The sequence below is a fragment of the Brevundimonas intermedia genome, assembly GCF_027922165.1.
GTDB lineage: Bacteria > Pseudomonadota > Alphaproteobacteria > Caulobacterales > Caulobacteraceae > Brevundimonas > Brevundimonas intermedia.
In genome coordinates, this window is sequence record NZ_BSFD01000011.1 from 103,875 (window position 1) to 128,358 (window position 24,484).

Below are 24,484 nucleotides of genomic sequence, written 5' to 3' on the forward strand. Positions count from 1 at the left end.
CCGTCAGGCTTGCTGCGATCTAGCCCAGCAGATGCACGACCGTGGGAGACGGGCGGCAGGCGCCGCGTGCGCTTGCCGTCGCCAGAGCCTGGTCGTCGATCAGCCCTGGTTCGGCCACAACCACGCGAACGCGTCCATGGTGCCGGGTCGTGGACAGGATGTTGTCCGCGCAGCCCAGGGCCGTGACCAGAGCGGCGGACAGGACCGGCTCGTCGAGTGGCGCAGCGGGGGCCGGCGCGGCTGCGGCCTGATTGCTGACCGCAGCGGTCGGACGCGCCAGGGCGTCGCGAATCTCGACGGCGACGATATCCGCCACCGGGCCCAGCACGACCTGGAGCGCATGGTCTGACGGGCGCACGATCCCGAGCGCGCCGAGGGCTTTCAGCGCCGCCGCATCGACGGCGTCCTGACGCGCCACGATCAGGCGCAGGCGGGTGGCGCAGGCGTCGACCTTGGTGATGTTCGCAGCCCCGCCCAGGGCGGAGATGAAGGCGGCGCCGCGGTCGGTCAGGGCTGCGTCCTGGGTTGGGGCGGTCGGCTCGTCCTTCTCGCGTCCGGGCGTGGGCAGGTCGAAGCGCTCGATGACCAGGCGGAACAGGCCGTAATAGATGGCGAAATAGACCAGGCCGACCGGGATGAGCAGCAGGGGCCGTGTCGCCTTGCCGAAGCTGAGCACATAGTCGAACAGGCCGGCCGAAAAGCCGAAGCCCAGCCTGACGTTCAGCAGGTCCATCACCACCATGGACACGCCGGTCAGCACCGCGTGGATGACATAGAGGGCCGGCGCCAGGAACATGAAGGTGAATTCGATCGGCTCGGTCACCCCCGTTAGGGCGGAGGTCAGGGCCAGGCTGAACAGCAGGCCGGCGACCGCGCGACGCCGTTCGGGACGGGCGGCGTGATACATGGCGAGACAGGCGGCGGGGAGGCCGAACATCATCACCGGGAAGTAGCCCGCCATATAGCCGCCGGCGCTGGGGTCGCCCGCAAAGAAGCGGCGCAGATCGCCGCTCACACCCTGATAATCGCCCTGAACGAAGAAGAAGAAGTTGTTCAGGACGTGGTGCAGGCCGGTGACGAGGAAAAGACGGTTGAACATCCCGTACAGGAACAGGCCGACGCTGCCGCTTTGGGAGATGGAGTCGCTCATCGTCGCGATGGCGGCGCTGATCCCGGCGTTGCCCAGGCCGACGATGGCCGCCAGCACCAGACCCGCGACGCCCGCCGCGATCGGCACGAACCGGCGACCGCCGAAGAAGGCCAGGTATGAGGGCAGTTTCAAGCCCGAGAAGCGGTTGTAGAAGACGCCGCCGATCAAGCCCGACAGGATGCCGATGGGCACGTCCAGCTTGGCCATGGCCTTGGCCTTCCAGGCGGCGACGGCGAGCTCGGCGCCCGGTCCCGTGAGGCCGGCGGCGGCCTCGGGCGGCACGGCCAGTAGGGCCTTTCCGGCCTCGGTCGCGACCAGGAAACAGACTACGCCGCCGAGACAGGCCGCGCCGTCGCCGTCTCGCGCGAACCCGGTCGCCACCCCGATGGCGAACAGCAGGCCCAGGTGGGCGAAGATGGCGTCGCCGGCGGCGGCGAGGAAGGGAATGTCGAGCAGGTCGGCCTGGCCCAGGCGCAGCATCAGCCCCGCGACAGGCAGGACGGCGATGGGCAGCATCAGGGCGCGGCCCAGGGGTTGGAGAGCCTCGAGCAGCGACTTCATGCGGCGAACTTCCGTGCGAGCGCCCGAACCTCGGCGGCGGTGGCGCAATTGAGGGCGGCGGCGGCGTGGGCGCGGCAGGCCGCGGCGTCGAGACCGGAGACCAGGGCCTTGATCGCGGTGACGCGTGCGGGGGCGGCCGACAGCTCGGTCACGCCCAGGCCGATCAGCAGGGGAACGGCCAGGCTGTCGCTGGCCAGGCCCCCGCAAACACCGACCGGCGTCTGGTGTCGGGCGGCGCCGCGGCAGGCCTCGGCGATCAGGCGCAGGACGGCGGGATGCAGGCCGTCGACGCCTGCCGCGACCGCCGGATTGCCGCGATCCATCGCCAGAGCGTACTGGGTCAGGTCATTGGTGCCGATGGAGAGGAAGTCGGCCTCCGCCGCCAACAGATCTGCGGTGATGGCCGCGGCGGGCGTCTCGACCATGACGCCCAGCGAGACGGCGGACGTGACGGGGAGTTCGGCCGTCAGCCGGTCCAGCACGGCGCGCACCTGTCGCAGTTCGTCGAGGCTGGCGATCATCGGCGCCATGATGTGGAGCGGGCCAGCGGAGTCGACGGTCAGGATGGCGCGCAACTGGGCCTCGAGAACCTCAGGATGGGCCAGACCGACGCGGATGCCGCGCAGACCCAGGGCCGGGTTTTCCTCGGCCGCGATCGGCAGATAGGGGGCGGGCTTGTCGCCGCCGATATCCAGCAGGCGGATGATAAGCGGGCGCGGCGACAGGGTGTCGGCGATGGCCTGATAGGCCGCGGTCTGTTCCGAGACCGTCGGCTGAGTATCCCGTTCGAGAAACAGGAATTCGGTGCGCAGCAGGCCGCAGCCTTCCGCCCCGGCCTCGACCGCCGCGCGGGCGTCTTCCACCGAGCCGCAGTTGGCGAAGGCCTCGATCCGGACGCCGTCGCGGGTGCGGCAAGGGACGTCGCGGGCGGCGCGGGCGGCGGCGATCCGTTGTCGTTCAGACTCGATCTGGGCGCGCGCCTGGGTCAGGCGGGCGTCATCGGGCGCCGGCTCGACAACGCCCTCGTCTCCATTGACGATCAGGCAGACGCCGTCGGTCACGCTGTCCAGCACCGACCCCAGGGCCACGACCATGGGCAGACCCGCCGTCGCCGCCAGTATGGCGGCGTGGGAGGTCGGGCCCCCGCCTTCAACGCACAAGGCTACCGCGCCGCGACGCGCCAGATCGACGACGTCAGACGGCAGGAGATCGCGGGCCACCACAACGGCGTCGGGGGGCAGGGGCGCGCCGGCGGTCTCGGCTGTGCCAGTCAACTGGTGAAGGACGCGCCGTTCCAGATCGAGCAGATCGTCCGCGCGTTCCGCCATTCGGGCGTCGCCGCCGGCGCGAAGGGCGGCCGCCTGTTCGCGGATCGCCGCGCGCCATCCGGCGCAGGCGCTGCCGCCGGTCTTGATGACCGACACGGCCGCTTCGACCAGCGATGGGTCGGTGAGTATGGCGGCGTGGGCGGTCAGGATCGCCTGTTCATCGGCGTTCGCACCGATCTTGGCCTGTGCCAGGCGGACGCCGACGGCGTCGAGCGCCGCGTCCAGGGCGGCGTGTTCCGCCGCAGGGTCCGTCGCCGTCTCGGTGAAGACGATTTCCGCCACCTGCAGCCGATGGGCGACGCCGATGACCCGCCCTGGCGCTGCCGAGACCCCGACAAGCCGCCCGTCGTCCGGGATGGTCCGAGGCGGAACGGGGGCGACGACGGACGGGGCCGGATGGAGCGGCTCGCCGCGCTCGCCCATGCCGTCCTCGATCAGGCCGGCGACGAGGGCGACCGCCCGTTCGGCGTCACGGCCGGTGGCGGACACGACAATGGTGTCGCCATGACGAACGCCCAGCGCCATCACGGCGATGGGGCTGGTCAAGGCCGCCCGGCGCTCGCCGTGAACCAGTGCGACTTCCGCCTCGAGATCCACCGTCGCCTCGCGCAGGCGCGCGGCGGGTCGGGCGTGGATGCCGTGCATCATGGCGACATGGACGCTGAGCTGCGCCCGGTCCGGCGACGTAGACGGATCCGGCGAAATCGCGGCGGCGTCGGTCGAAGTTTCTTCCGACAGAGTCAGGATCGGGGCGCCCGCCGCGACCAGACCCTCGGCCGCGCGCGACGAGATCGAAAACCGTTCAGCGCTGGTGATGATCACCGGCGTCACAGCCGCGCTGGCGTTCTGGACGATGTCGTCGAGATCCAGCGTGATCAGAAGATCGTTGCGAACGACCCGGTCGCCGACCGCGACGCTGGCGGTGAAGGCGCGACCGCCCAGGGCGACCGTATCGACGCCGACATGGATCAGCACCTCAACGCCTTCGTCCGTCAGAATGGCGATGGCGTGTCCAGCCGACTGCAGGCTGGTGATGACGCCGTCGCAGGGCGCTAGAACCCGATCGCCGGTGGGGTCGATGGCGACGCCGTCACCCAGGACGCCGCTGGCGAACACGGGGTCGGGAACGGCGGCCATCGGGGTCAACCAACCCTGGATCGGCGCCGTGATGATGATGTTCGCCATGCTGTTTTCCCCCCGAAAATCAAGCGCCGGTCAGTGAAGCCGTTGACCGCCGACCCATACGCCCGTCGGTTGGAGGTCGGCCGTCAGCCAGACCCAGTCGGCGCGGAGGCCGGCAGCCAGCGCGCCTCGCTCTCCAGACAGCCCCAGGAAGGCGGCCGGACTGGCCGAGGCCATGGCGACGGCCTGTGGAACCGTGACGCCCGTCCGGGCGACGATCCCGCGCACAGCCCCCGCCATGTCGAGATCCGAGCCCGCGAGGGTTCCGTCGGCGCTGACGCAGCGACCGTCGCGAACCGTGATCGGCCGGCCTTGCAGTATGAAGTCCTTGGTCTCGGCGCCGACGCAGGGCATGGCGTCGCTGACCAGCATGAAGCGATCCATAGGCCGGGATCTCAGGGCGATCCGCAGGGCGGCGTCATGGACATGATGCCCATCGGCGATGAGGCCGCACCAGACCTGTTGATCGTCCAGGGCGGCGCCGACCAGGCCGGGCGCCCGATGGTGCAGCGGCGTCATGGCGTTGTAGAGATGGGTGACGCCCGTCATGCCGGCGGCGAAGGCGGCCCTGGTGGTGTCATAGTCGGCGTCGCTGTGACCGGCCGATACCCGCACCCCGGCCTGGGCCAGGCGTGCGATGTCGGCGGGTTGGACCCGTTCCGGAGCAAGGGTGACGACGACCTTGCCGCGACGAGGCCGCGTCAGCAGGGCGATCAGGTTCTCGTCCAGGCGGCTGAAGCGGCTGGGGTCATGGATGCCCTTGCGGGCCGTGCTGATGACCGGTCCTTCGATGTGGACGCCCACGACGCCGGGCACGCCGGCTTCGATCGCTGCGTCCACGGCCTTCAGGGCGGCGGCGATGACCTCGGGCGTGTCGCTGATGATGGTCGGCAGCAGGGCCGTTGCGCCGAAACGCCTGTGCGCCTCGGCGATCGCGGCGACGCCGTCCACGGTGGGCTCGTCGTTGAACAGGACCCCGCCGCCGCCGTTGCACTGGGTGTCGATGAAGCCGGGCGTCAGCCATCCGCCCGCCAGATCTATGGTGTCGTCAGCCGAGTTTGGAGCGGCGTCGAAGTCCAGCGCCGTGATGCGGTCGCCGTCGACGGTGATCGTTCCCTGGGCATGAACACCGTCCGAAGCGACGATGGAGCCGCCGGTGAAGTGCAGGCGAGTCATACGGTTTCCGTCACCTTGCGCAGATGGGGCGGCGAGTCTGGATTGAGGCCGCGCGACACGGATAGATGGGCCGCCAGACGATAGAAACTCTGAATCATCAGGAGGGGCTCGATGGCCGGATGGGCGGCGAAGGCCGGAAGCGGGCCCGCGCCCGTTTGGGCGTCGGCCAGCAGGGTTCTGGCGCCTCGAGCGGCGAATTCGGCGGCGACGGCGCGGACGGAATCGCCGGCGGTGTCGGAACCTGCCATCAGCAGGACCGGGAAGCCCTCGCCGACGATGGCCATGGGGCCGTGTCGGACTTCGGCCGCGCTGAAGGCTTCGGCCTGCACGCCGCAGGTCTCCTTGAGCTTCAGCGCCGCTTCCTGGGCTACGCCCAGGCCAAACCCGCGACCGATGACGAACAACTGGTCAGCGTCCATCAGGGAGCGGGCGGCGTCGCGCCAATCCAGGGATGCGGCGCGCCGCAGATCATCCGGCAGCCTGGCCACGGCCGCCTGAAGTTCGGCATTCTCCGACCAGGCCCCCACCAGGGCCGCTACTCCCGCCAGGGAGGCGATGAAGGATTTGGTCGCCGCGACGGCGAGCTCGGGTCCGACGTTCAGCCCCGCCAGCGTGTCCGCCCGCTCAGCCAGGGGCGAGGTCTCGTCATTGACAAGGGCGACGACCTGGGCGCCGGCGGCGCGCTGGGCATCGACAGAGGCCAGAAGGTCGGGGCTGCGCCCGCTCTGCGAGATCGCCAGGCAAAGCGCGCTGCCGGGTGCGCTGGGGGCGCCGTAGACGGAGGCGATGGAGGGGGCCGCCGACGCGACCGGCACGCCGACAAAGGCCTCGATCAGATATTTGGCGTAGGTGGCGGCGTGATCCGAGGATCCGCGCGCAACCGTCACCACCACCGCCGGGGGCGTCGTGCGCAGTTGCGCGCCCAGAGCCTGAAAGACGGCTGCGTTCTTCTGGAGCATCTGCTCCACCGCGTCGGCGGCTTCGAGCGCCTCACGTTCCATGACGGTCGCCGTCAGCGCCAATTTGACCACGAAAGACTCAACCCCTGATGACAGATCACTGGAGGTTGATAGGTAATATATTGGTATTGTTCAAGGGCTATTTGCCCCGTCCGTTCAGGGCTTTTCGCATTGCAGCAACTTGCGCGACGGTCGTCCTGCGAGTCGTCGGGGCGACGAAGCCGAACGCGAGCAAACGCGGATCGTGGCTCTCTGCGTCGACGGGTTCGCTGCACGAGGCATGGAAGGCCGTCAGGCCGCCCGCCAGAAGCGCGGCGACATTGGCCGCGTTGACGCCGCCGCCGGGCATGATGGTCAGGCGACCGTCAGCCTGTTCATGCAAGGCGATCAGGGCGGAGACGGCGTCCGGCGCACGCGGGCGGCCGCCCGAAGTCAGGATACGGTCGAACCCCAGGGCCGCCGCCTGTTCCAGGGCCTGGCTCAGATCGGGGCAGAGGTCGAAGGCGCGATGCAGGGTGACATCGGCGGCGCTGTTGATCCGGCGGGCCCGGGCGATCCATTGTTCCAGCCGCGACAGGTCCAGGCGGCCGTCCGGCAGGCCGGCGCCGATCACGACCCCGGCGGCGCCCAGGTCGAGCGCCCGCGCGATATCGTCCGCAATCAGGGCGGCGTCCGGGGCGTCATAGGTGAAGCCGCCTTCGCGGGGGCGGATCAGGACATGGACGGGGCAGGGGCCACGAACGGCGGCGGAGATGGCCGCGGCCGAGGGGGTGAGCCCGCCGATGGATGTCGCGGCGCACAGCTCGACCCGGTCCGCGCCGCCCGCCGTCGCGGCCTCGACATCGGCCGTGCTCCCGACGCAGACCTCGAGCAGGGGCGTCATCAGCTGGCGAACAGCGAAGGTGCGGTGCGGACCTGGGTCACGCCGGACGTATCCGTCACCGCATAGACGAAGCCGGGCAGCAGGCAGAAGGCGCCGACGCGGCCGTGCCGGTCCATGGCCAGGAAGCCGACCTGAACCCCCCGGATCGCGTCGCCGCGCAGGCCGGCGATATGGCGCACCACCTCTTCGCAGGCGGCCTGGGGCGAGGCGCCGGCGCGCATGGAGGCGACGACACGAGCGCTGCCGGCGACGCGGGTAACCTCTTCGCCGACCCCGGTCGCGGTCGCGCCGCCTACGTCTTTCTCGACGTAAAGGCCAGAGCCGACCTGGGGCGAATCCCCGACCCGTCCGCGCATCTTGAAGGCCATGCCCGACGTCGTGCAGGCGCCGGCGAACCGGCCGTCCGGGTCACGCATCAGAAGGCCGATCGTATCGTGATCCAGGGCGCCCCCGGGGGTGCGGTATCCGGTCCGCTCGACGTTCGCCTGGGGACTATAGTCCGCCGTCTTCAGCCAGTCGCGCCAGGCGGCCTCGGCTTCGGGAGTGAGCAGATTGGTCTGAGGGAAGCCTTGATCACGCGCGAACCGGGTGGCGCCTTCGCCGACCAGAAGCGTGTGCGGGGTCTTTTCCATCACGGCCCGCGCCACCGAAATGGCGTGAACGGTGTCCTCCAGAGCGGCCACGGCGCCGACGCGGCCCGTATCGTCCATGATCACCGCGTCCAGAGTGACGCGCCCGTCTCGGTCAGGATAGCCGCCGAAGCCGACGGAATGATTTGTAGGGTCGGCCTCGGGTACATTGGCGCCCGCCTCGACCGCATCCAGCAGGGATCCGCCGGCGCGCCGTCTGGCGTAGGCCGCGTCATTCGCCGCCGCGCCGAAATCCCAGGTCGAGACGATCAGCGCGTCACCCGAAGCCGGGGCGCCCGCCGAGGCGGTGCGGCTGCTGGCGGCGAGGCAACCGACGCTCGCCATCACAGACATCATGGAGCGCCTGTTGATCATCTTCGACCTCGTTCAATTCGGTGGAGGCGCGACCGTGCCCTCGGCTGCGCCTGGACGGAAGAGGTATCTCGCAGGATATTCATTGGCAATAGATTGGGTCTAGTGCACCGTGTCGTTCGGGTAGGCGAACGTCATCGGGACTCTCATCCGTCCCGCAGCAGTCGTTATTGACTCAGGGGTTTGCGGCGACGCGCCTTGGTTGCTCCTAAGGGCGTCTGAACCAACTTGCCGGAAACGGGCCAATATTCCAGTCGGCAGCCCAATGCGCCGACGCGTGGGGCATCCATGATTGCGACGCCCTGCGCAAAGAGAAAGTCCAGCGCGAAGTCGCGATTGCGTTCGCCGACATTGTAGAAGGACTCGAAGGTGCTTGCTCCACCGAAAATGACGGCCTCCAGCCGTTCGGGTTTGGCGCCCCTGGCGATCAAGGCGTCGATCAGTCGGGGCATGAGGTGGTCGCCGTAGCGGTAGGGATCGCAATGTTCCGGCAGGGGGGTGGGCGATTTGGGCAGGACGAAATGGTTCATCCCGCCGATCCCTCGGTGAGGGTCGCGGATACAGGCGGCCACACAGGATCCGAGGACCGTCGTGATCACGGCGTCGGGATCGTCGCTGACGCAGTATTGCCCCTGCGCGATGGATGTGTGGCGTACGGGGCGGCCTTCGTCGTCCCAGACACGACTGCGAATATTGTATTTCATGACGCCTGGGCCGGACCGACCTGGGGTCCAAGTCACCAGCGAAAATGACGAACATTGGTTTATGGATGGTGTAGCGGACGGGTGTTAGATGCCGGAGTCAGGGTCTTATCTCCTGTCGAGGCCTTGGGCGTGAAAATGGTGGAAGCTGGGGCTTTCGCCGAAGCGTTGCACTGACTAGCTAGAGAGGACCGAAGCTGAGGAGAAGCATCATGGCCACCGCTCGCGAAAAACGGCTTGCGCCGCTAAGAACCCCCACCAGTCTGTCCGAGGATGCGACGCGGGATATTTCGGCCGCCCTCACCGCCCTGCTGGCCGATGTCTTCTCGCTTTATATCAAGACCAAGAATTTCCATTGGCACGTGTCGGGTCCGCATTTTCGCGACTATCATCTGCTGCTTGACGAACAGTCGGCGGAAATCCTGGCCATGACCGATCCGATCGCAGAGCGCGCCCGCAAGATCGGCGGAACCACGCTGCGGTCCATCGGCCAGATCGCCAAGGAGTCACGGGTTCTGGACAATGATGCGGACTATGTGGACCCGCTCGACATGCTGGCCGAGCTGAGGGATGACAACAACGATCTGGTCGGCCGTATGCGCGAGGTCCATGATCTTTGCGACGAGTACGGTGATATCGCCACGGCCAGCCTGCTGGAAAACTGGGTCGATGAGACCGAGAAGCGAGTGTGGTTCCTGTTCGAGTCGGGCCGTCGCGGCAACGTCTGAGGCTAAGGACGCGCGTGCGGACTCGTCCCGGCTTGCCAAATCTTAACGGACGGTAATAATCCCGCCGCAGCAGCCGGGAGGGGTTGAATGCGGATTACACTAGTCGGCTGCGGCTTGGCGTTGGGCGTCGTCGTTGCGGCGGCGCCGGTCCGGGCGGACATGTCGGGGGCCTTTGGGAACACGATCGTGTCTCATTATCCCAACGGCCAGTGGGTGAAGCATTTCTTTGAACCGGATGGGCGTTATACATCCCAGTTTTCGGACGGGCGCCAGCTGAGCGCAAGATGGAGCCTGGAGGGCGACAAGATCTGCCTGACGGGGTTTCGTCCGCGCCAGATCCTGCCGCGTTTCTGCAGCCGCATGGTCGAGGCCGATATCGGCGAAACCTGGCAAGCCCGAGATCCCCTGGGACGCACTATCCGCAACGAATTGGTCGCCGGTCGTCGTTGAAGCCGGTCGGGCTCTTGTCAGGGGCGGCGCACGCCTCTAGAGCCCTCTGCCTGCCCCTGCGGATGTGGCGGAACTGGTAGACGCACTGGATTTAGGTTCCAGCGCCGAGAGGCGTGGAGGTTCGAGTCCTCTCATCCGCACCAAAGCAAAAAAGGCCCCGGATCGCTCCGGGGCCTTTGTTTGTTGTTGGGCCTATCGCGCTTCGCGCTACTGAGGCCGTTTTTTTGGGCCTGCCGCCCTGGCGGGCTGTTTGAGGCCGAGTTTGGGCTGTTCGCCCTCAGGGCTTAGGGCCGTCTTGGCTGGCCTGCCTGAGGACGTCAGCGCGTGTCTTAGCTGATCGGCGGAACCGGCGGCGGCGGCAAGTCGCTGTCGGTCTCATGGACCTCGACCAGACCGCGGCCCAGGTGGCTCTTGCGATAGCCGTAGGCGAAATAGATCAGCAGACCGACGCCGCCCCAGATCGGCAGCACCATCTTGGCGTCGTGCGGCAGGTTCCAGAACAGGGCGGCGCAGCCGATGGCCGACAGCGGGGCGATGATCCAGACCAGCGGCGTCTTGAACGGGCGATGCCGGTTGGGATCGGTCTTGCGCAGGATCAGGACCGCGATCGACACCATGAAGAAGGCGAACAGGGTGCCTGAGTTCGAGATGTCGGCCAGTTTTCCAACCGGGAACAGGGCGGCGGCGATGGCGACGGCGACGCCGGTGAAGATGGTCACGACATAGGGGGTCTTGAACCGCTTGTGCATCTTGGTCAGGCCTTCCGGCAGAAGACCGTCGCGCGCCATGACGAAGAAGATGCGGGTCTGGCCGTAGATCATCATCAGTATGACGGAGGGCAGGGCCAGCATCGCGGCGATGCCCAGGGCGTTACCGATCTGCGGATGGCCGATGACGCGCAGGACGTGGGCCAGGGCCTCGTTCGAGCAGACCAGGGCTTCTGCGTTGGCCGGCAGGGCGCAGGCGGCGACGAAGGCGGCCGACCCGGGCTCAACCGCTTGGCCGGCGGCGCCGAGAACCGGCTGGGCGCCGATGGCGCCCGCCGCGCCCAGGGCCACCAACAGATAGAAGACGGTGCAGAAGGCCAGCGAGCCGATCAGGCCGATCGGCACGTTCTTCTGCGGGTTCTTGGTTTCTTCGGCGGCGGTCGAGACGGCGTCGAAACCGACATAGGCGAAGAAGATCGAGGCGGCGGCGCCGACGACGCCCATGCCCGAATAGGCGCCGAACAGGCCGTTGGGCGTGAAGGGCGACAGGTTGGCGGTGTCGATCACCGGCAGCGTCAGGACGATAAACACCGTCAGGGCGACGACCTTGATCGCCACCAGGACCGCGTTGACGCGCGCCGACTCCGTTGTACCGACGATCAGCAGGGCGGTCACGGCAAGGGCCACGACGATGGCGGGGATGTTGACGATCCCGGCCGAGAAGTCAGGCGTGGGGATGAAGCCGTTCATCGCCCAGGTCGGTCCGGCGGAGAGAAGATCGGGGAAGTCGAAGCCGAATCCGTTCTCTATCAGCCCCAGCACGTATCCCGACCAGCCCACCGAAACGGCCGAGGCCGCCACGGCGTATTCCAGGATCAGGGCCCAGCCGACGCACCAGGCGAGCAACTCGCCCATGACGGCGTAGGTATAGGTGTAGGCCGAGCCCGAGACCGGGGCCATGGCCGCCAGTTCCGAATAGCAGAGCGCCGCGACGGCGCAGACGGCGCCGGCGATGACAAAGCTGACCATCATGCCCGGCCCGGCCTTCTGCGAGGCCGCAGCCGTCAGAACGAAGATGCCGGTGCCGATGATGGCGCCGATCCCCAGCAAGGTCAGTTGAACAGGTCCGAGCGACCGATGAAGCGACTTCTTCTCGGCCGTGGCCAGAATCGCATCGAGCGACTTAACGCGCCACATAGATTATCCCCACGTTTACAGCAGCCCCTCGGCCGCGTCGGCGGGACGCTAGCGGCGGATCGCGGGCCGCGCAACGCGCATGACGACGGGGTTAAGCGCTCACGACGCTTTCGTGATCGTCGCGCATCGGGCTAGACGCGGGTCATGTTGCCGATTCACGCCGTTCTCGAACCGCTGAAAGCCGCCCTTGCGAGCGGAAATACAGCGGTCCTGGCCGCCCCGCCGGGGGCCGGGAAGACCACGGTCGTGCCCCTGGCGCTGCTGGATCAGGCCTGGCTGGACGGCGGCCGGGTGCTGGTGCTCGAACCGCGCCGTATCGCCGCACGGGCCGCCGCCGACCGGATGGCGAGCACCCTGGGCGAGACGGCGGGTGAGACGGTCGGCTATCGCACCCGGCTGCAAAGCCGGATCGGACCCAAGACGCGGATCGAGGTGATCACCGAAGGGGTCTTCACCCGGATGATCCTGGACGATCCCGGCCTGGAGGGCGTGGGGGCGGTTCTGTTCGACGAGTTCCACGAGCGCAGCCTAGACGCCGACCTGGGTCTGGCCCTGGCGCGGGAGACCCAAGGCCTGTTGCGCGACGACCTGCGGCTGCTGGTCATGTCGGCCACCCTGGATGTGGCGGGGGTGTCGCTTCTGCTAAACGGCGCGCCGGTGATCGAGGCGGAGGGGCGGGCCTATCCGGTCGAGACCCGTTATCTCGGGCGCAACCCCGCTGAACGGTTCGAAGAGGCTATGGCGCGGGCCTGTCTGACGGCATTGGGCGAGGAGACGGGGTCAGTGCTGGCCTTTTTGCCGGGGCAGGGCGAGATCCACCGGGTGGCGCGGCTGGTCAACGAACGGCTGCGCTTGCCCAACGTCGATGTGGTCCCGCTGTACGGCGGTCTGGACCGGGCGGAACAGGACCGGGCCATCGAGCCGGCGGCGACGGGACGGTGCAAGCTGGTGCTGGCGACCTCGGTGGCGGAGACCAGTCTGACCATCAACGGGGTGAGGGTGGTGCTGGACGGCGGCCTGTCGCGCGTGCCCCAGTTCGAACCGTCCAGCGGCCTGACGCGGTTGGCGACGGTGCGGGTCAGCCGGTCGTCGGCCGAACAGCGGCGGGGACGGGCGGGGCGGACCGAGCCCGGCGTCTGCTACCGACTTTGGGACGAGGAACAGACACGGGGCCTGGTTCCGCATCAGCGGCCGGAGATCCAGGAGGCGGATCTGACCGGCCTGGCGCTGGATCTGGCGCGGTGGGGCGCGCGGTCGGTCGAGGGGCTGGCCCTGCTGGACCCGCCGCCGGCGGGCGCCATGGCGGAGGCGCGCAAGGTGCTGACGCGGCTGGGGGCGCTGGATGGCGACGGCGGCTTGTCGGCGCATGGGCGAAGGTTGACGCGCATCCCGCTGTCGCCGCGCCTGGCCCATATGGTCGCCGTGGCGTCGGACGGGGGTGATGCGATGACGGGCGCGCGGATCGCGGCGGTGCTGAGCGAGCCGGGGCTGGGCGGAAACGGGATCGATCTTGCGGATCGGCTGGTCGGGCTGGAGCGAGATCGGTCGCCGCGCGCGCGGGACGCCCTGAAGCTGGCCGAGCGATGGGCGCGGGCAGCGGGCGGGGGCGCCGGGAGCTTGGTTGAACCGGGCCTGTTGCTGGCCGAGGCCTTTCCCGAACGGATCGCCAAGGCGCGGGGCAAGACGGGCGAGCTGTTGCTGGCCAGCGGGCGCGGCGCGGTACTGGATGCGACGGATCATCTGGCGCGCGAAGCCTGGCTGGCGGTGGCGGAACTGGGCGGTGGCGAGGCGCGGGACCGGGTGCGGCTGGCGGCGACGCTGGACGGGACCCGGATCGAGGCGGACCTGGGGCGATTGATCGAGATCGAGGATCGACTGGTCAAGGAGCCGTCCGGCCGGATGGTGGTCCGGCGTGCGCGGCGGATCGGCGCCCTGATGTTGGATGAAAAGGTGATCGGGGCGCCGGACGCCAAAACCCTGACGGCGGCCCTGCGCGCTGAGATCGAGGCCGAAGGGCTGGGCGCCCTGCGTTGGGGCGAGCAGGCGACGGGGCTGCGGACGCGGCTGGCCTTTCTTCATGGGCTGGATCCGAGCTGGCCGGATGTCTCGGACGCCGCCCTGCTGGAGGCGAGGACGGACTGGCTGTGGCCAATTCTGGAGGGGGCGAAATCGCTGGAGGCAGTCAGCGACGGTCGGTTGGCCGAAGCCTTGCGCGGGCTGGTCCCGTGGGATCTGCAGCGCAAGCTGGACGAACTGGCGCCGCTGCGGCTAACGACGCCGCTTGGCTCTGCGGGGATTGACTATGGCGCCGAAGGTGGGCCGCGGGTCGAGATCCGGGTGCAGGAGCTGTTCGGCGTCACCACCCATCCGACGGTTGGCGGTGGGCGCATACCCCTGACCCTGTCGCTGCTGTCGCCGGCGCGGCGGCCGGTGCAGGTGACCAAGGACCTGCCGGGTTTCTGGGCCGGATCCTGGGCGGCGGTGCGGTCGGAGATGCGGGGCCGTTATCCGCGCCACCCCTGGCCCGAGAACCCGGCGGAGGCCCAGGCGACGAACCGGGTCAAACCGCGCGGGACGTGAGGCGCAGGCTTGACCGCAGACGATGATCAAGCAATGCCTTTGCGCCCAAACAGGATTCCGCCGTGTCTGACGCAAAGACGATTTCGCCGACCGCCCGGAAGGGGCGGGTTCTTTTCGCCAGCCTGATCGGCACCACGATCGAATTCTACGACTTCTACATCTACGCCACGGCGGCGGTGCTGGTGTTTCCGCGGCTGTTCTTCCCCGGCGCCGATCCGACGACGGCCATGCTGTCGTCCTTCGCCACCTTCTCCATCGCCTTCTTCGCGCGACCGGTCGGCGCCCTGGCCTTCGGCCATTTCGGGGACCGGGTGGGGCGCAAGGCGACGCTGGTGGCCGCCCTGATGACCATGGGCGTCTCGACCGTGGCCATCGGTCTGTTGCCGACCCATGCCTCGGTCGGGATCATCGCACCGCTGTTGCTGGCCCTGTGCCGGTTCGGACAGGGGCTGGGGCTTGGCGGCGAGTGGGGCGGGGCCGTGCTGCTGGCCACCGAGAACGCTCCGCCTGGCAAGAAGGCCTGGTTCGGCATGTTCCCGCAGTTGGGGGCGCCGATCGGCTTCATCCTGTCGACCGGCGCCTTTATCGTGCTGACCTCGACCCTGAGCGAGGCGCAATTCGAGGCCTGGGGATGGCGTCTTCCCTTCCTGGCCAGCGCCGTCCTGGTGTTCGTTGGACTGTGGGTGCGGTTGAAGATCACCGAAACGCCGGAGTTCCAGAAGGCAGTGGATCGCAACGAGCGGGTCAAGGCGCCGGCCGTGACCCTGTTCGCCCACCACAAGATGGCGTTGTTTCTGGGGACGTTCAGCGGGGTGACGACCTTCACCCTCTTCTATCTGATGACCGTCTTCGCCCTGGGCTGGGCGACAACGGGGATGGGGCTGGCGCGCGGCGACGTCCTGCCGGTCCAACTGATCGGGGTGTTGTTCTTCGCCGCCTTTATTCCGGTGACGGCCCTGCTGGCGGACAAATACGGGCAGGTGAAGGTGCTGATCGCCTCGTCGGTCGGGATCGGCCTGTTCGGCGCCCTGTTCGCGCCCCTGTTCGACGCCGGCCTGACGGGGCTGTTGATCTTCTTTGCCCTAGGGTTCGGGCTGATGGGCTGCACCTATGGCCCCATAGGCGCGGCGATGGCGCGGCCTTTCCCGACGACGGTCCGCTATACCGGGGCGTCAATGGCCTTCAATCTGGCCGGGATCGTGGGGGCGTCGCTGGCGCCCTATCTGGCGACCTGGCTGGCGCGAAACTATGGGCTGGCGGCGGTCGGCGGTTATCTGGCCCTGTCGGCGGTGGTGACCATACTGGCCCTGTGGGGCATGGGACGGGTCAGCCCGGAGACCGAGCTTTAAGTCTCGTCCGTGGCGGCATAGACCATGATGCCTGTGGCGATGGCCAGGTTCAGGCTGTCGGCCCGGCCGCGCATCGGGATCTTCACGTTGACGTCGCAGGCGGCGGCCAGGTTATCGGTCAGGCCGGCCTGTTCATTGCCCATCAGGATCAGCGACGGCTGGCGCATCACGGCTGAGCGGTGGCTGACCGTCGCATCCAGGCGGGTGCCGACGACACTGCCGGGCCAGGTCTTGCGCCAGGCCAGGAAGGCCTCGGGATCGGTCCTGGTGATCGAGACGGCGAAGACCGAGCCCATGGTCGCGCGAACGGCCTCGACCGAATAGGGATCGACGCAGTCGCCGATCAGGATGACGCCGCCACAGCCCGCCGCATCGGCGGTGCGGATGATGGTGCCGAGATTGCCGGGATCGCGCACCTGTTCCAGCGCCACCCAGCAGGGGGCGGAAGCCGGGTCCAGGCTGTCGAGAGGCGCATAGGCCTGGTCGAACACGCCCAGCACGGTCTGCGGATTGTCGCGGCGGCTGATCTTTTCGAGGATGGCGTGGGTGACGATGATGATGTCGCCGCCGGCCTTGCGCGTTTCGGCCTTGGCGCGATCCAGCAGGGGGTGGGGGCGGGCCTCCTCGCCGACCAGCAGCATGCGCGGCGCGCGGCCCAGGTCCAGGGCCTCGCCGATGAACTTCAGACCTTCGGCTAGGAAGGCGCTGGTCAGGTCGCGTTCCTTGCGCATGTGCAGGGCGCGGACGCTCTTGATCGTGTCGTTCGTCAGGGAGGTGATGACGCGATATTCGTCTCTGGCGCTCATCGGCTCCACCGCGCGAAGAAGGACAGGCCGATGGCGCGGGCGTCCGGGCCGTCTTCGGACAGGGCCAGTTCGCCCCAGTCGATGCGACCGCCGCGATCATGGGTCGCCTCGGCCATCAGATGGGCCAGGGACAGGCCCGAGACCCGGGCGGCATAGGCGTTCAGCAGCAGGAAGTCTGCGTCGTCGGCCAGAAGGGCGGCGCAATCCTTCAGCAGGGTCGGCATGTCCTCGAACAGGCGCCAGACCTCGCCGGTGGGGCCGCGGCCGTATTTGGGCGGGTCGAGAATGATCCCGTCGTATTTGGAGCCGCGACGGACCTCGCGGGCGACATATTTGCGGGCGTCCTCGACGATCCAGCGGATCGGGTGTTGGCTCAAGCCGGACTGTTCGGCGTTTTCGCGGGCGTAGGCGACCGACTTCTTGGAGGCGTCGACGTGGGTGACCTCGGCCCCTGCGGCGGCGGCGGCCAGGCTGGCGACGCCGGTGTAGCCGAACAGATTCAGGATCTTAGGCGCTCTGCCGGCTTCGCGCGTAAAGCTCCGCACGCGGTTGTCCAGCCATTCCCAGTTGGCGGCCTGTTCGGGGAAGAAGGCCAGGTGGCGGAAGGGAGTGAAACGGCCGGTGAATTTCACGTCGCGCCATTTCAGGGGGAAGGCGTCGACGGGGCCGTGCTGGTCGAACTTCCAGCGGCCGGAGTCTTCCTCCTCCTGCTGCGGATCGAAGGTGGCCGTGGCCTGTTCGAAGGCGGCCGGATCGCGCGGGGACCAGAAGCACTGGGGCTCTGGACGGACCACGGTGTAGCGGCCGTAGCGTTCCAGCTTCTTGCCGTCGCCGGAGTCCAGCAGGGCATAGTCGGACCAGCCGCGGGTCACGAGGGTTTCGGGGGTGGGGGAGAGCAGGGGCGCCATTGTGCGGCTGATAGGCGGTCAGGCGGCCTCGCGTCCAGCGTCCAGCGTAAGGACGGGCGTGCATTCGACATCCATCTCGGCGTCATGGACGGTTTTGTCCCAGACGTGGGGCGCCACGATCAGTCTCCAGACCGCGTGGACGAAGGCTAGGCTGAGCAGGGACCAATAGGCGGGCGCGGCCAGCATGTCGGTCAGTCTATAGTCCAGCCCGGCCCGCCGCGCCCCGACGGCGCAACCCATCCAGGCGGCGATGGTTCCCACGGCCAGGACGGCGAAAGACGCCAGCGGCGCTTCCGGCGCCATGCCGGCGTGAAGTCCGACCATCAGGGCGGAGGCGATCCACGCCAGGGTCGGGGCATGACAGGCGGCGGAGACGATGGCGGCGCCCAGGGTCATGACCAGGGACAGCATACCCCTGCGGCCCAGGGCCAGAGGCGCGCGGGTATGGACTCCCCAGGTCTGCATATAGCCTTTGAGCCAACGCGTCCGCTGCGGCAGCCAACGCTCCAGACCGCCGGGCGGGGTCTCCCAGGTCGGGCTGTTCAGCACGCCCAGTCGCCAGCCGGCCGACCAGAGGCGGAAGCCGAGATCCGCGTCTTCGGTGACATTATAAGCGTCCCAACCGCCGGCGGCGCGAAGGGCCGACGTGCGGAGGTGATTGCTGGTTCCGCCTAGGGGAAAGGGCAGGTTCAGACACGCCATTCCGGGCAGATTGACCTCGAACAGGGCGGCGTATTCGAAAGCGAACTGCCGGTCGAGAAACCCGATCAGGCCTGACCCGCTTCGCCGGATGCGAAGGGGCGCCTGGAGGCAGCCCAGTTTGGGGCTGTCCGCGAAGCGCGCTGCGGCCTCGCGAAGCTGGCCCGGGTCGGGGGCGTCTTCGGCGTCATAGATGGTGACGAACTCGCCGGTGGCCGATGACAGGGCGTGGTTCAGCGCGCGGGGCTTGGTCTGGGGCGATCCCGCAGGGACGACGAGAATCCGCAACCAATCCGGGCGCGGCGCAGCCTGGGCCGCCTCCAGGGTCGCACGGTCGTGGGCTTCAAGCACCAGAAAGCCTTCGAGCTGACGCCGGGGGTAGTCTATCTGCGACAGATTGCGGATGAGTTGGGGCACAACGGCCGCCTCGTCGTGAAGAGCGGCCAGAATTGTGTAGCGCGGCCAGCGAGAGGGCTGGCGCGGCGACGACTGAGGGCGAAGGCTGGCGACCGCAAGCGCCGCGCGCCAGAATGCACCGATCACGAAGCCAACCTGAAGCGCCACCACCAGCGCCATCAGGGTGGGACGTGGCCAGACGAAAAACGCCCCCATAAGGCCTGCCCCAAGGCTGCCCGCGACAATGCTCTGCAATAGAGTCGGCGTTCGCCGAGCCGCGCCGGACAGCCGTCGTTTGCTTCTTGCCATGCCATTCATCCTGCGCTGCACCACCATACAACCCAGAATACACTCTTGACGCAACTGTGTTATGCAAGGCGTGTTGGCGTCGGTGACAGATTGTCGCTATTCAACGGCAGCCTGATCCGGAGTCGCCGTTGCCCGTCGTTTCGCCATCCTCGCGTTCCAATCGCAAACCCAAGGGCGAAGGCCATTCGCGGCGTGGAGAAATCCTCGCCGCCGCCGAGCGCATCTTCGTTGAGCACGGCTACGAGGGCGCGACGATCCGCAAGATCGCCGACGAGGTCGGTCTGTCATCGACGGCGCTCTATATGCATTTTCCCGACAAGGGGGCGATCCTTCAGGAGATTTGCCGCGAAGCGTTCGGCCGACTGATCGCGACGGGCGCCGCCCTGTCCGCGCTGGATGCGCCGCCCGAGGTTCGTCTTAGACGGATGATCGAGGCCTATGCCCAGTTCGGCTTCGATCATCCGAACGCTTACCGGCTGATCTATCTGACGCGGCCCAACGAGGCGCGCGAGGGGGCCCAGAGCCTGTCGCAGGAGTTGGGGGCGGGCGTATTCTCGGCCTTCGAGCAACTGGTGGTGGAGGCCGTAGCGGCGGGACGGATGAAAGGCGATCCTCGCACTATCGCCCAGTCGATCTGGGCGGCGACCCACGGCGTCGTTTCCCTGGTGATAACCAAACCCTATTTCCCATGGGTCGATCGCGACACCCTGGTGAAAACCACTTTGGACGCCGTGTTTGCCGGCCTCCTGAAATCGTGAGGCCTGTCTGGGGGCTGGCGGCTGGGGCTGTGGTTCTGGCCGTGGCTGGGGGCGTCGAGGCGCGACCGCTGCGGGTCATGGCGCTGGATCAGTGCGCCGACCAATATATCCTGGCCCTGGCGCCCGACGCCGAACTGGCCTTGTCGCCGCGCGCCGACGACCCCGACGCCTGGATGGTGCGCGAGGCGGCCGGGCGCAGGCGCCTCCGTCCGACCCTGGAGGCGGCGGTCGGCTTCAAGCCGGATGTGGTCGTGCGCTATTGGGGTGGCGAGCCCCGGCTGCTGGCGGCGCTGGAGCGGCGGGGGACCAAGGTCGTCACGATTGCGGACGCGACCGATCTGGACGGGGTGCGCGCCAATATCCGCGCGGCGGCGCTGGGTTTGGGACAGGTCGGCCGGGGGGCGCGGCTGGAGCGGACCATGCAAACCAAGCTGGATCGCGCCGCGCCGCCTGCCGGAGGTCCGAGGCCGGGGGCGGTCTATCTGACCTCGGGCGGCTATACGTCGGGGCCGGGCACGCTGATGGATGCGATGATGCGGGCGGCGGGGTTCCGCAATCTGACCACGGCGCCAGGCTTTGGCGCGGTCAGCGTCGAGCGGATCGCGTTGCAGCCGCCGATCCGGTTCGTGCTGGGCTTCTTTGACCAATTGCGGGCCGACTGGCGTGGGCCGGGCCGACATCCGGTGGTGAGACGGGCTGCGCGGGGACGGACGGCGGCGAAGCTGCCTGCAGCGGTGCTGACCTGCCCCGCCTGGTTTGCCGCCGACGGGGTTGAGATGATGGCGAAGGGACGGCCATGAGCCGGACGGTGCGGTTGTGCCTGATCCTGGGGCTGGTCTGCGTGGCGGCCGTGGCGGCGGCGGTCCTGCTGGGCGAGACGAGCTTTGACGGCGCTCAGTACGCCCAGGCGTTCGGCGACCCGACGTCGGGGCCGTGGGAGGTGTTTTGGCAGGTGCGGGCGCCGCGTGCAGTCTGCGCCCTGATCGTCGGGGCCTGCCTGGGGCTGGCGGGGGCGGTGATGCAGGGCTTGCTCCGCAATCCGCTGGCGGATCCCGGGGTGCTGGGCGTGTCGGCGACGGCGGCTCTGGGCGCGGCCCTGGCCATCGTCCTGGGCGGCGCGGGCGTGGCGGGGCTGGTCGAGATGTCGGCCCTGGCCGGGGCCGTCGTGGCCGGCGGCCTGTTGATCGTCGCCGCCGGTCTGATGCGGGCGCCGGAGGCGCTGATCCTGTTCGGCGTCGCCCTGTCCAGTTTCGCGGGGGCGGCGACGGCGCTGATCTTCAACCTGTCGCCGTCGCCCATCGCCCAGGCCGAGGTGATGTCCTGGTTGCTGGGATCGGTGCAGAACCGGAGCTGGGTCGATGTGGCCTGGGTCGCTCCTGCCTTGGTGGTCGCGGCGGTCTTCGCCGGCCTGTCGGCGGGAGGCTTGCGGATGTTGACCTTGGGCGATGAGACGGCGGCGGCGTCGGGCCTGTCCATGGGGCGGTTGAGAGTCTTCGCCCTGATCGCGGCGGCGGTGGCGACCGGTGCGGCCGTGGCGGTGGCGGGCGTGATCGGCTTCGTCGGTCTGGCGGCGCCCCATCTGGTGCGGGCGGCGGCGCGGGGCGATGCGGGACGGATATTGGCGCCCTCGGCCCTGGCCGGAGGGTTGATGCTGGTCGTCGCCGATCTGGCGGCGCGGCTGACGCCGACGGATCAGGAGCTGAAGCTGGGGGTGTTTACGGCCCTGATCGGCGCGCCCCTGTTCGCCCTGATCGCCTGGCGGGCGGCGCGGGAGTGGCGGCTGTGATCGCGCCTCTGACGATGTGGGACGCCGATGCGAGCCTGGGCGGCCGCAAGGTGCTGGATGGTGCGGACGTGCAGGTCGAATATGGCCAGCTGGTCGCGCTGGTCGGTCCTAATGGCGCTGGAAAATCCTGCCTTATCAAAGCATTCGTTGGTTTGCTTGAGCTGGACGGCGGAGTCGCTCGCCTGAACGGCGACGATGTCAGGACGCTGTCGCCGCGAGAGCGGGCCCGGCGCGTCGCCTATCTTCCGCAGGAACGCCACATCGCCTGGAACTTGCCGGCGGTCGAGGTTGCGGCCCTGGGAGCGCCCTTCCTGTCGGGAGCCGAGGCTCTGGCGCGGGCCCATGCGGCCCTCGCCGAGGTCGGCATAGACCATCTGGCGGATCGCGGCGTGGCGGAGATGTCGGGCGGGGAGCGGGCGCGGGTGCTGCTGGCGCGCGCCCTGGCGACAGACGCACCCCTGTTGCTGGCGGATGAACCCATCGCGGGTCTTGACCCGGATGCGCAACGGCTGGTGCTGGAGCGGCTGCGCGCCCGCGCCGACAGCGGGGCCGGGGTGCTGGTCAGCCTGCACGATCTGACCTTGGCGGCCGCCGTCGCCGACCGGATCGTGGTGCTGGACCAAGGACAAGTCGTGGCGCACGCCCCGCCCATGGAGGCTCTTGAGCCTGACGTGCTCCGACGCGTCTTCGGTCTCGACGGGCGCTGGATCGAGGGACCGGACGGGCCGCTGCTGGCGGCCCGCCGGGTTCAGTAGGCGGCGTAGGGGCGGGGACCGGCGGCTGCGCCGCGCGCGATGTCGGTCGAGGTCGTGAGAGGCGCTGAGCCGCCGTTCAGACGGGCCTTGTAGACCGCCATATTCTCCATCACCCGCATCATATAGTTGCGCGTCTCGGTGAAGGGCGCGCATTCGATGAAGTCGATGGCGGCATTGGAATCGCCGCGCGGATCGCCGCAGCGGGCGATCCACTGGTTCGGCCGGGCCGGCCCGGCGTTGTAGCCGACCGTCGCCAGCAGCATGGAGCCGTTGTTGGCCGCCATCAACTCGCCCAGGTGATAGCTGCCCAGGGTCATGTTGTAGTCCGGATCCCACAGCTGTTCGGCCGAGAAGCTCATGCCCAGGCGACGGGCGACCCCCGCGCCCGTGGCGGGCAGGAACTGCATCATGCCGCGCGCGTCGGCGCCGGAACGGGCGCGGGGATCGAAGCTGGACTCCTGGCGGGTGATGGCCTGGGTGAATTCCAGCGGGGCGGCGCCGGCGACCTGGGGCGGGATGCGAACCGGATACATGCGCTCAGGCAGGACGAAGCCCCGCTGACTGGCGGCGCGGCCGACCATCATGGCGGTGAAGCCTTCGCCATAACCGCGCGTCAGGTCTATCAGCAGGGCCAGATCCTCGATGGTCGGCAGGTCATTGTCGAGCTGATAGGCGAAGACGCGCAGCAGGCTGGTCTCGCCGGTCTCGCCCAGGATTCGCGTGGCGCGGACCAGTTCGTTGGATTCGAACCGGGCGATGTCGGTCTGGGTGGGGGCCGGTTCGCCGGGCAGGGTCAGGGTGGCGATCCCGGCTTTTTCGGCGGCCAGCTGGCCGTAGAAGGTCTGCCAGTGCTGGGCGCCGTTGCGGTAGTAAGTCTGGGCTGCGTCGCGCTCGCCGCGCGCCTCCGCGGCCCGGCCCAGCCAGTAATAGGCGCGACCCTGGGTGATGGGGGTGGAGGAGGCGGTGCGCAGAGCCTCGAAATGGCGGGCGGCGACCTCGGGCTGGTTCAGCTTGGTCAGGGCGACCCAGCCGGCGAAGAATTCGGCGTCCACCATCCGGTCGCCGGAGGTGAAGCCGTGGCCGTTCATGGCGTCATAGGCGGCGCGCCAGTTCCCCTGCTGCAGGGCGTCGAGGTAATAGTTGCGACGCTCGGTCCACAGGGTGTTGTCGCCGGCCGAATGGGCGGGCGCGGGCGGCAGGTTGGCCAGAAGGGGGAAGGCCTCCGATTGGCGGTTCTGCGAGCGCAGGATGCGGACTCGTTCCAGCGTCACCGCCGGGTCGGCCGCCTGGGCGGGCGTCAGGCCGGCGACGACGGCGTCCGGGCTGTAGGCGGTGCGCAGGCTCATGACCGTATTGGCGACGGCCGCTCGTTCCGGCGAGACCAGGTTGAGCATGGCGCGCGTGGCCGGACCGTGGGGGCCCAGCAGCAGCATGTTTAGTCGCGCCTCATGATCGGCCGTCGTCAGTTCGCCGCCCCAGCGCGCGAGGATACGCGATTGCGGCTCGGCGTCGAAGGATCGTGTCCGCCACCAGTCGCGAATCAGGGCGCGGGCCTCGCGTTGGCGTCCGCGCTGTTCGAGGGCCGAGGCGTTGGCGATGGCGCCTTGAACCGTCTCGGGCGGGTGGTCGGAGAAGAGGGCCATGACGGCGTCCGGCGTGGCGCCGACTCGGTCCAGCACCATTTCGGCGGCGACGCGACGTGATTCGGCGCGGGGCCAACCCTTCAAAGCCGTCTGGGCCTGGGCGAGCTCGGCGTAGGACAGTTGTTCGCCCGAGGTGTCGATCAGGGCCCATTCGATCAATTTGCGCGCCGTCGGGTCGCGCAGTTGCGAGATCGCCGACTGGGCGCTCGGGATGTCGCGCGCCCGCGCCGCCGCCAGGCCCTGGCGGAACAGCGCCGTGTCCTGATCATCGAGGACGCGGCCCTGATAGGTGGGGCTGTAACCGGGGACCGTTTGTGAGACGGCGGAATAGGGAACAGGTTGACCGGGCAGGGCATCCTGCGGGGTCGGAGCGAGGACGGCGAGGGCCGCCGCCAGGCTGGTCGCGATCATGATCTTTCCTGTTCTCATTCATCCCGGTTGCGGCGGAGCCGCTGGCGACCTAACTTCCCGC

At 68.7% G+C, this 24,484-nt stretch carries 20 protein-coding genes and 1 tRNA gene; 9 read left to right on the top strand and 12 right to left on the bottom strand.

Annotated features, from left to right (window positions below):
* Nucleotides 1–19: 19 nt before the first annotated feature.
* The 7 genes from nagE to PKE72_RS14115 all read right to left on the bottom strand — a co-directional run bounded on the left by nagE (nucleotide 20) and on the right by PKE72_RS14115 (nucleotide 8,944).
* Nucleotides 20–1,711: an N-acetylglucosamine-specific PTS transporter subunit IIBC gene (gene nagE, locus PKE72_RS14085; RefSeq protein ID WP_271166010.1), complete on the bottom strand. Its 1,692-nt coding sequence runs from the start codon at nucleotides 1,709–1,711 to the stop codon at nucleotides 20–22.
* The gene (ptsP, locus tag PKE72_RS14090) at nucleotides 1,708–4,224 is read right to left on the bottom strand and encodes a phosphoenolpyruvate--protein phosphotransferase (protein ID WP_271166011.1); all 2,517 of its coding nucleotides are present in this window, start codon (nucleotides 4,222–4,224) and stop codon (nucleotides 1,708–1,710) included. The genes nagE and ptsP overlap by 4 nt, the downstream gene beginning before the upstream one ends.
* Before the next feature lie 30 nt (nucleotides 4,225–4,254).
* Nucleotides 4,255–5,397 (bottom strand): N-acetylglucosamine-6-phosphate deacetylase, encoded by a 1,143-nt coding sequence (gene nagA / locus PKE72_RS14095; RefSeq protein WP_271166012.1) that lies wholly within the window; start codon nucleotides 5,395–5,397, stop codon nucleotides 4,255–4,257.
* The gene (locus PKE72_RS14100) at nucleotides 5,394–6,428 is read right to left on the bottom strand and encodes an SIS domain-containing protein (protein ID WP_271166013.1); all 1,035 of its coding nucleotides are present in this window, start codon (nucleotides 6,426–6,428) and stop codon (nucleotides 5,394–5,396) included. Before PKE72_RS14100 ends, nagA begins: the two co-directional genes overlap by 4 nt.
* Before the next feature lie 67 nt (nucleotides 6,429–6,495).
* Nucleotides 6,496–7,239 (bottom strand): copper homeostasis protein CutC, encoded by a 744-nt coding sequence (locus PKE72_RS14105; protein WP_271166014.1) that lies wholly within the window; start codon nucleotides 7,237–7,239, stop codon nucleotides 6,496–6,498.
* Nucleotides 7,239–8,243, bottom strand: a complete 1,005-nt coding sequence (locus PKE72_RS14110) for a glycosylasparaginase (protein WP_271166015.1) — start codon at nucleotides 8,241–8,243, stop codon at nucleotides 7,239–7,241. The genes PKE72_RS14105 and PKE72_RS14110 overlap by 1 nt, the downstream gene beginning before the upstream one ends.
* Nucleotides 8,244–8,407: 164 nt before the next feature.
* Nucleotides 8,408–8,944, bottom strand: coding sequence for a chemotaxis protein CheD (locus PKE72_RS14115; RefSeq protein WP_271166016.1), 537 nt, complete (start codon nucleotides 8,942–8,944; stop codon nucleotides 8,408–8,410).
* Nucleotides 8,945–9,153: 209 nt separating this feature from the next.
* Here PKE72_RS14115 and PKE72_RS14120 point away from each other — a divergent pair, with 209 nt between their 5' ends.
* The 3 genes from PKE72_RS14120 to PKE72_RS14130 all read left to right on the top strand — a co-directional run bounded on the left by PKE72_RS14120 (nucleotide 9,154) and on the right by PKE72_RS14130 (nucleotide 10,262).
* The gene (locus PKE72_RS14120) at nucleotides 9,154–9,669 is read left to right on the top strand and encodes a Dps family protein (RefSeq protein ID WP_271166017.1); all 516 of its coding nucleotides are present in this window, start codon (nucleotides 9,154–9,156) and stop codon (nucleotides 9,667–9,669) included.
* 87 nt (nucleotides 9,670–9,756) lie between these two features.
* Nucleotides 9,757–10,119, top strand: a complete 363-nt coding sequence (locus tag PKE72_RS14125; RefSeq protein ID WP_271166018.1) for a hypothetical protein — start codon at nucleotides 9,757–9,759, stop codon at nucleotides 10,117–10,119.
* A 58-nt stretch (nucleotides 10,120–10,177) separates the two neighbouring features.
* Nucleotides 10,178–10,262 (top strand) — tRNA-Leu (locus PKE72_RS14130).
* Between the two features lie 186 nt (nucleotides 10,263–10,448).
* Here the strand turns inward: PKE72_RS14130 and PKE72_RS14135 are convergent.
* Entirely contained in the window at nucleotides 10,449–12,023 is a 1,575-nt protein-coding gene (locus tag PKE72_RS14135) for an amino acid permease (RefSeq protein ID WP_271166019.1), read from the bottom strand.
* Between the two features lie 144 nt (nucleotides 12,024–12,167).
* Between PKE72_RS14135 and hrpB the strand changes: the two genes are divergently transcribed.
* Both hrpB and PKE72_RS14145 read left to right on the top strand, forming a co-directional pair.
* The gene (gene hrpB / locus PKE72_RS14140; RefSeq protein WP_271166020.1) at nucleotides 12,168–14,603 is read left to right on the top strand and encodes an ATP-dependent helicase HrpB; all 2,436 of its coding nucleotides are present in this window, start codon (nucleotides 12,168–12,170) and stop codon (nucleotides 14,601–14,603) included.
* 62 nt (nucleotides 14,604–14,665) lie between these two features.
* Nucleotides 14,666–15,952 carry an MFS transporter gene (locus PKE72_RS14145; protein ID WP_271166021.1) on the top strand — a complete coding sequence of 429 codons (1,287 nt, stop codon included), beginning with the start codon at nucleotides 14,666–14,668 and terminating at the stop codon, nucleotides 15,950–15,952.
* Here PKE72_RS14145 and PKE72_RS14150 read toward each other — a convergent pair.
* Genes PKE72_RS14150 through PKE72_RS14160 form a run of 3 tightly spaced genes read right to left on the bottom strand, consistent with a single transcriptional unit; the run spans nucleotide 15,949 to nucleotide 19,070 of the window.
* Nucleotides 15,949–16,758, bottom strand: a complete 810-nt coding sequence (locus PKE72_RS14150; RefSeq protein ID WP_271166022.1) for a TrmH family RNA methyltransferase — start codon at nucleotides 16,756–16,758, stop codon at nucleotides 15,949–15,951. The two genes, PKE72_RS14145 and PKE72_RS14150, sit on opposite strands and share 4 nt — an antisense overlap.
* On the bottom strand, nucleotides 16,755–17,666 hold the full coding sequence (locus tag PKE72_RS14155; protein WP_271166023.1) for an RsmD family RNA methyltransferase: 912 nt from the start codon (nucleotides 17,664–17,666) through the stop codon (nucleotides 16,755–16,757). The genes PKE72_RS14150 and PKE72_RS14155 overlap by 4 nt, the downstream gene beginning before the upstream one ends.
* An 18-nt stretch (nucleotides 17,667–17,684) precedes the next feature.
* Nucleotides 17,685–19,070: a glycosyltransferase gene (locus tag PKE72_RS14160; RefSeq protein ID WP_271166024.1), complete on the bottom strand. Its 1,386-nt coding sequence runs from the start codon at nucleotides 19,068–19,070 to the stop codon at nucleotides 17,685–17,687.
* A gap of 128 nt (nucleotides 19,071–19,198) precedes the next feature.
* On the opposite strand from PKE72_RS14160, the gene PKE72_RS14165 reads away from it, so the two are divergent.
* Genes PKE72_RS14165 through PKE72_RS14180 form a run of 4 tightly spaced genes read left to right on the top strand, consistent with a single transcriptional unit; the run spans nucleotide 19,199 to nucleotide 22,369 of the window.
* The gene (locus PKE72_RS14165; RefSeq protein WP_271166025.1) at nucleotides 19,199–19,828 is read left to right on the top strand and encodes a TetR/AcrR family transcriptional regulator; all 630 of its coding nucleotides are present in this window, start codon (nucleotides 19,199–19,201) and stop codon (nucleotides 19,826–19,828) included.
* Nucleotides 19,825–20,628: an ABC transporter substrate-binding protein gene (locus PKE72_RS14170; RefSeq protein ID WP_309298344.1), complete on the top strand. Its 804-nt coding sequence runs from the start codon at nucleotides 19,825–19,827 to the stop codon at nucleotides 20,626–20,628. The genes PKE72_RS14165 and PKE72_RS14170 overlap by 4 nt, the downstream gene beginning before the upstream one ends.
* Nucleotides 20,625–21,614, top strand: a complete 990-nt coding sequence (locus PKE72_RS14175) for a FecCD family ABC transporter permease (RefSeq protein WP_271166026.1) — start codon at nucleotides 20,625–20,627, stop codon at nucleotides 21,612–21,614. Before PKE72_RS14170 ends, PKE72_RS14175 begins: the two co-directional genes overlap by 4 nt.
* Nucleotides 21,614–22,369 (top strand): ABC transporter ATP-binding protein, encoded by a 756-nt coding sequence (locus tag PKE72_RS14180; protein ID WP_271166617.1) that lies wholly within the window; start codon nucleotides 21,614–21,616, stop codon nucleotides 22,367–22,369. The genes PKE72_RS14175 and PKE72_RS14180 overlap by 1 nt, the downstream gene beginning before the upstream one ends.
* Here the strand turns inward: PKE72_RS14180 and PKE72_RS14185 are convergent.
* Nucleotides 22,363–24,423: a lytic transglycosylase domain-containing protein gene (locus PKE72_RS14185; protein ID WP_271166027.1), complete on the bottom strand. Its 2,061-nt coding sequence runs from the start codon at nucleotides 24,421–24,423 to the stop codon at nucleotides 22,363–22,365. The two genes, PKE72_RS14180 and PKE72_RS14185, sit on opposite strands and share 7 nt — an antisense overlap.
* Nucleotides 24,424–24,484 lie beyond the last annotated feature (61 nt).